The organism is Candidatus Hydrogenedens sp. (genome assembly GCA_035361075.1).
GTDB lineage: Bacteria > Hydrogenedentota > Hydrogenedentia > Hydrogenedentales > Hydrogenedentaceae > Hydrogenedens.
On the sequence record DAOSBX010000005.1, the window covers coordinates 111,525 to 118,938 of the forward strand.

At 36.0% G+C, this 7,414-nt stretch carries 6 protein-coding genes; 3 read left to right on the top strand and 3 right to left on the bottom strand.

All coding sequences use genetic code 11. The features are described from left to right. Positions 1–17: 17 nt before the first annotated feature. Entirely contained in the window at positions 18–2,297 is a 2,280-nt protein-coding gene (clpA, locus tag PLJ10_02875; GenBank protein ID HOK08584.1) for an ATP-dependent Clp protease ATP-binding subunit ClpA, read from the top strand. A 60-nt stretch (positions 2,298–2,357) separates the two neighbouring features. Here the strand turns inward: clpA and PLJ10_02880 are convergent, their stop codons facing one another. After that, the gene (locus PLJ10_02880) at positions 2,358–2,534 is read right to left on the bottom strand and encodes a hypothetical protein (GenBank protein ID HOK08585.1); all 177 of its coding nucleotides are present in this window, start codon (positions 2,532–2,534) and stop codon (positions 2,358–2,360) included. 279 nt (positions 2,535–2,813) lie between these two features. Between PLJ10_02880 and PLJ10_02885 the strand changes: the two genes are divergently transcribed. After that, the gene (locus PLJ10_02885) at positions 2,814–3,914 is read left to right on the top strand and encodes a saccharopine dehydrogenase NADP-binding domain-containing protein (protein HOK08586.1); all 1,101 of its coding nucleotides are present in this window, start codon (positions 2,814–2,816) and stop codon (positions 3,912–3,914) included. Between the two features lie 84 nt (positions 3,915–3,998). Here the strand turns inward: PLJ10_02885 and PLJ10_02890 are convergent, their stop codons facing one another. Continuing rightward, positions 3,999–4,676 carry a peroxiredoxin gene (locus tag PLJ10_02890; GenBank protein ID HOK08587.1) on the bottom strand — a complete coding sequence of 226 codons (678 nt, stop codon included), beginning with the start codon at positions 4,674–4,676 and terminating at the stop codon, positions 3,999–4,001. Between the two features lie 117 nt (positions 4,677–4,793). Further along, positions 4,794–5,747, bottom strand: a complete 954-nt coding sequence (locus PLJ10_02895; GenBank protein ID HOK08588.1) for a site-specific DNA-methyltransferase — start codon at positions 5,745–5,747, stop codon at positions 4,794–4,796. A 377-nt stretch (positions 5,748–6,124) separates the two neighbouring features. On the opposite strand from PLJ10_02895, the gene PLJ10_02900 reads away from it, so the two are divergent. Beyond that, a partial coding sequence (locus PLJ10_02900) for a PASTA domain-containing protein (protein HOK08589.1) occupies positions 6,125–7,414 on the top strand: 1,290 nt, incomplete at its 3' end.

The following is a 7,414-nucleotide window of genomic DNA, read 5'->3' on the forward strand; positions in this document are numbered from 1 at the left end:
ACAAGGTGATATAAATTATGTTAAGTAAACAAATACAACGTGCCATAGGTAATGCCCTAAAAGAAGCAAGAAAACGGAGACATGAGTATCTATGTCCTGAACATTTGCTTTATGTCTTATTAGATGACCCTTATGGAAAAGAAATCCTTACAAATTGTGGGTGTGATATAGAGAGACTTCGCAAAAAATTAAACAACTTCTTTGATGAGTATATTGCAAAGGTTCCAAGAAGTGTTGATTTAAACTTACAACAAACGCCAGCGTTTGACAGGTTAATTCAACGTGCAGTATATCATGTTCAAAACTCAAGCAAGTCCGAAGTCGATGCGGGTGACATCCTCGCAGCATTTTTCGAAGAAGAAGACTCCCATGCTGCTTATTTCCTTTATCAAGAAGGCATTACCAGACTGGAAATACTGGAATATATTACAAAAAATGAAGCTTATCCTTCTGATGAACAAGAGTTGAACATAGAAGAAGAACAACAAGCACGTACCAAAAAAACATCTCTTGTTTTGGAAAATTTCACTATCAATTTAGTCCAAAAAGCACGTAAAGGTAAGATAGACCCCGTTATTGGACGTGAACTCGAGATTCAACGAGCAATCCGTGTTCTCTGCCGTAGAAGAAAAAATAATCCTATTTTTGTGGGTGAACCTGGTGTCGGGAAAACAGCCATTGTAGAAGGATTAGCTCAGAGAATAGCCGATGCTAAAGTACCTGAAGCCCTTAAAAAAGTGGAAATACTAATGGTTGACCTGCCTGGAATGATTGCTGGAACTAAATATCGGGGTGATTTTGAACAAAGAATCAAATCCCTTATTCAGGAAGTATTAAAGAAAAAAAATGTAATTCTATATTTTGACGAAATTCATACCCTTGTAGGAGCAGGTAGCACTACGGAATCAAGTATTGATGCCGCCTCAATACTTAAACCATTTTTAGCAAGTGGAGAGATTCACTGTATCGGTGCTACAACATACGAAGAATTTAAAAATCATTTCGAAAAAGATAGAGCCCTTTCAAGAAGGTTTCAAAAGATAGATGTGCATGAGCCATCTATTGACGAATGTATAGAGATTGTTCGTGGATTAAAAGAGAGTTATGAGAAACATCATAATGTTACCTTTACAGAAGAGGCACTTATTGCCTCTGTTGATTTGTCCGCAAAATACCTAAACGACAGATTTTTACCTGACAAAGCAATTGATGTTTTAGATGAATCCGCCGCAATGGTACGTATCGAATCCAATCAAGAACAAATTACAGTTGATGTGAAAGATATTGAACGCACAATTGCAGATATGGCACAAATTCCACTCAGAACGGTTAATTCCGCTGATAAAGAGAAATTAAAAAATCTCGAAAAAGAACTAAAGTCCGTCGTTTTCGGACAGGATGAAGCAATTGATACAGTAGTCAAAGCTATCCGTCGTTCACGAGCAGGATTGGGAAAACCTAACCGACCTATTGGTTGTTTCTTATTTACTGGACCTACTGGTGTTGGTAAAACAGAAGTGGCAAGACAACTCGCCACCATTCTCGGGAATCATTTCGCAAGATATGATATGAGTGAATATATGGAAAAACATGCAGTCGCAAGACTTATTGGTGCCCCGCCAGGGTATGTAGGTTTTGAGCAAGGTGGAATTCTTGTAGACGAAATACGTCGTTATCCATATACAGTCCTTTTACTCGATGAAATAGAAAAGGCACATCCCGACCTGTTTAATATCCTGCTTCAGGTGATGGATGAAGCAACATTGACTGATAATATGGGCAAAAAGGCAGATTTCCGTAATGTTATACTCATTATGACTTCTAACGCAGGTGCAAGAGAACTGTATTCCCAATCTATTGGATTTACCATGTCTCAAAACGATGCTGAACGAAAAAGTATAAAAGCCATTGAACAAACCATGTCCCCAGAATTCCGAAACCGATTAGATGCTATCGTCTCATTTAATCCGCTTAACATAGAAATAATGAAGCTAATCGTTGATAAGTTTATAAATAGAATAAAGGCACAACTTATAGAAAAAGAAGTGGCAATCGAATTAAGCCCATCCGCACGCATCTACCTTGCAGAGAAAGGTTATGATACACGATTAGGTGCAAGACCCTTAGCCCGTCTGATACAGACAGAGATAGAAACACCCTTAGCAGATGAAATACTTTTCGGCAAACTTGAAAATGGTGGATATGTCTATATTGACGTATCTAAAGACGATACTATAAACTTCGACTTTAACCAAAAAAATCGCGAAACAAACGTCTCAACATTATCTACCTCTTAAAAACCATGTCTTATACTTTTTGACGTGTCCGACCTTTTCTACTCGTCCTAATTGTTCTTTTCATCTCTCACTACCGCCAAACAAATTAACTATAAACTCCTGTGGTGACTCTGGTTTAAACAATGCCCAGAAAAATAAAACAGGTGATGCAATTGTATAAAGTACTAGAAACAGTATATTACCAATCCAAATTGCGGGAACCATTAGAGCAAGAGCAAAATCTTTATTTTCTGTCATAGTATTCTCCTCAAATTGTTTTTTAGTTATCTTTTACCCTTGATTACTACAATATTATTTTACCACAATCACTATTAAATGTGTAATTCCTTAAATCTGTAATGAACAATATATTTGAACACTATGATTTCTCTTCACCTTTTTTTACTTTACCATTACAAAACGACACAAATTCGTTATTAAAAATGTCTCTTACTGTGTGTTTGACTAAAAATAAGTGTGCGTCATACCATTAAGAATATGTAAGATTATGTATGATTAAAAGGAAAGGAGACCGTTATGCAAATATGTGTTTTAGGTGGATGTGGGGATATGGCAAAAGTTGCGCTCGAATTACTTGCAAAGGAAGATGATGTAACTTCCATTACCATTGCCGATATTAATGTAGATAAGGCGCAACAAATTGCAAAAAATCTCGGTTTTAAGTTTTCAGCTAAATTTGTCAATGCAAAAGATAGAGCATCTCTAATTGACGCTGTTAGAGGGCATAATGTAGCATTGGGGTTTATCGGTCCATTTTATATGTTTGAACATGACATTATTGATGCATGTCTCGATGCAAAAGTGCCTTATGTGAGTATTTGCGATGATTATGATGCCTATCTCTCTGCGATAACTCTAAATGAAAAGGCAAAAGATGCAGGAATTACAGTAATTGCAGGATTGGGAAACTCACCAGGAATAACTAATTTATTAGCAAAGAAAGGTTATGTATCCTTAGACAAACCAGAACGAATAGAAATCAATTGGGCTGGGGGTTCAGATGAAGATATCGGACCAGCAAATGTAAAACACGTATTGCATATTTTTAGCGGTTATACCCTGCAGTGGCGAGATGGAAAAGAAGTAAAAATTAAAACTGGTACAGAACGAAAAATAGTGGAGTTTCCTGAACCTATGGGCAAATTACCTGTCTATATTACGGGTCATGCGGAATCCGTGTCTGTCCCACGCAATTTGCCAGGTTTGACGTATGTATCACTACATGGGGGTATTCACCCACCATATATTGCACGTTTAGCCACATTTTTAGGCTCCCTCGGATTAACGAATACCTCGCGAAAACGGGAAATATTAACCAAAATTCTTTTGCCACTGGTTAATATGGGCATCTTCTCAAAAGGAGGTATCGACCAGTCCGTATTCCGTATAGATGTGTATGGTGAGAAGAATGGAAAACCAACACATCATTATTATTCTGGTGTAGGGCACATCGCTGAGATAACGAGTATCCCCGCAGTTGAAGGGGCACTAATGATAGCGCGTGGCGAATTAAATAAACCTGGGGTACACTCCGCCGAATCCGCTATCGACGATGTTGATGCATTCCTAAATCGTTTGAAAAATCGCAATGTAAAGCTCTTCTACTATGAGGAATAATATACAAGTTTATATGTCCAACTTGTCCTAATTATCTGAAAAGTCTGACATGTCTGAAAATCTGAAATTATTCACCGAATATTTTTATTTTTCTAATTTTTTGTGAGAAAACCACCAATCATAGCATTCATAACCACCTTCTTTAGCTTTAGCCAAACGTTCTCTGGCACTATTCGTATCAGTAGGTGGTGGTATAATTACACGGTCCTTAATTAATTCATTATGAGGCCAATTCTCAGGCATTGCAACCTTATATTTATCGGCAATTTGTAACGCCTCTACAATTCGAACGACTTCGTCAATGTTTCTACCTACCTCTTGAGGATAATAAATAATCAACCGTATTTTTGACTTGTCATCAACGACAAATACTGCCCGAACTGTATTTGTTCCTTTTCCCGGATGGACCAGCCCCAGAGTATTTGCTACTGCACCATTGTCCGCTATAATGGGAAATTGAATATCAATTCCTAACTTTTCCCGTATCCATTCTTCCCACTTTATATGCGAGAACACCTGGTCCATACTAAGACCTATCAACTCACAATTCAACGCCTTAAACTTTTCATACCGATTTTGAAATGCTACAAACTCTGTAGTGCATACAGGTGTAAAATCCGCTGGATGGCTGAACAAGACAAACCATTTTCCTGCAAACACTTTAGGTAATTCTATCTTGCCATGTGTCGTCATTACATTCATTGTAGGAAAATCATCTCCTAATAGCGGAATCCCTTGTTTTGAAACGTCTGGATTACTCATAAACACTCTCCTTTCTTTCTGGTTAGACGGTTATGTTATATAGTTTATGTTAACATAAAAATATTCAAAATATAAAACGTATAAATTACAAGTAATTAATACTGCTCCTCTTACATTTTAAATTCTTTTCTGGTCTTTCATTGTATTCCGTTCCCAAAATACTCCACCAACATAACCTTGGATTGTTTTGTCTTCCTCTGCTAATTCTAAACGTTTTTCTGCTAAACAGCAATAAGTCTCATCTATTTCGACACCGCAGTAGTGTCGACCTAATTTCTTTGCTACAACACAAGTAGTCCCTACACCCGAAAACGGGTCAAAAACAAAATCCCCTTCTTTAGAACTGGCAAGGATAATTTTAGCCACAAGTTTTTCTGGTTTCTGTGTCGGATGGTCAGTATTCTCAGGCATAGACCAAAATGGAACAGTTATATCTGTCCATAGATTCGATGGATATGTTAGCCGATAATTGCCATCTTGTTCACTTTTCCAATCTTTAGGTTTACCTGCCTCGTCCCTGTAAGGTGCAACTACTTTCCGTTTCAGCATAACTGCTTTACTATTGAAATAGAACTTATTGGACACAGTACCGAACCAGATATCCTCTGAGCAGTTTTTCCAGTTACTTAGAGCACCTCGACCTTTTTCCCGTTCCCATGTAATTCGGTTTTGAACCTTAAAGTATTTAGACATCACACGATAAATTGCTGAGGAAGATTTCCAATCACCGCAAATATAAATGGAAGCAGTTGGTTTTAGTATTCTTCTTAATGGATTTAACCATGATTCTATCCAGTCCTCATACGCTTCTTCAGACATTTCACGGAATTGATTGGCATTAAACTGCTTACGTAAATTATATGGTGGATCTATAAACAACAAATCTACAAATAATGTTGGTAAAAAATCGATAATTTTAAATAGGTCTTGATGAATTATTTTGTTTGTTATCTTACCTACCGAGACAGGATGGCTAATATATAAAAACCGTTTTTTATAATTTTGTATCTCCCGTTTTGTTAGCGTTATTGTTCTATTTCGTTCTGCTCTACGATTACTTTTTACAGACATATTTCCATCTCGTTACTTTATTCTTTTAGTTTAGACATAGTATTGAAAATGTAATTGCATTATAAAATAAAGAATCTCTTTCCTATCTTGATTTCAACACCTTACAAATAAATTAGCTACTTTTTTAATCAATATACTTTAAGTGTTATTAATAACAGAATAAAAAGACTGACTGTAAAAATAATCTAAATACTGCTTTATTATAACTTATCGTATTTAATAAGAGGAATTGATTGTTATAGAGAGAATAATAATCGTTTAAACCTTATAAAGAGTATCAAAAACAATAAATACGATATTCATTTTTAACCTTTATATGGTATAATTTCTACAAACTATAAAAAATAAATATCAAAAATTTAGTGAGGCAAAAGGATATGAAAAAAGTATTACTTCAAGTAAAAACAAAAAAGTCAAATATTATTTACTGCTATGTCTTGTTATCACTTGTCTTTTTAATGAACAACGCTTTTAGTGTTATATCAATTGATACAATCGAAAAGTTAAGCAAGATTGGTAAAGACCCTGACTACCCCATGGATGGGGAGTACGAAATTACTCAAGACATTGATGCGAGAGAAACATTAACTTGGAATCTTAATACAGGATTTGAATCTATTGGAAGTGAAAATAATCGTTTTATGGGTAAGTTGAATGGTAATAACCATGTTATTTGGGGTTTATATATAAATTCACCAAAACTTAATTATAAGGGTTTGTTCGGCAGTATCGGTAACACTGCAGTTATAAGTAATTTAGGATTACAAGATGTTAATATATCAGGTAGATATTATGTAGGAGGTATTACCGCTCAAAATTATGGAGGAAAAATTGAAAATTGTTTTGTTGTAGGTGGTTCTATTTCTGGAGAATCAAGTGTAGGTGGTATTGTTGGAGATAATTATGGACAAGTTTATGAATGCTATTCAATAGTAAAAATTATAGGTTCAAAAAACAATAGTAGTAACATTGGCGGATTAATTGGTTACAATAATCAGATGGGGAGTATTGTATACTGCTATTCGGCTGGATACATAAACGCTTCTGGCACGTATATAGGTGGTTTAATCGGAGCAAATGGTAATAGAACAATGGAAAATACAAGTTATTGGGATATAGATGTATCAGGACAAACCACTTCCGCCCATGGTATAGGAAAAAATTCAAGCGAGATGAGGAAGATGTCTACTTTTGTAGATTGGGATTTTGTGAATTGCTGGCAGATAAAGGAAAATGTAACATATCCATATTTCGTAAACCAGAACGTATTCATCCCAAATTTAGAACAAAAAGATAAAGATGAATCAATAACTCTGCTGAACAATCAATATTTAGTCATAGCAGAGATTACTCAACAATGTAGTAACGATATTCCTCAAAATAAAGTAATTAGTAGTTCCCCTGGATTTGGTGAGGTAATATTTCAGGGAAATACCGTGTCACTTTTAGTATCTACGGGTCCATGTTCGGAAGGTGAGGGTATAATAGAAGGTGAAGGAGTATTGGAAGGGGTTTTAGAAGGCACATCGGAAGGCGAGGGAGTGCTGGAAGGCGTTCTAGAGGGCATATCGGAGGGAGAAGGTGCCCAAGAAGGTGAAGGAATAACAGAAGGAACGACAGAGGGAATATTGGAAGGCGAGGGGGTAATAGAAGGAGAAGGGTTGTTT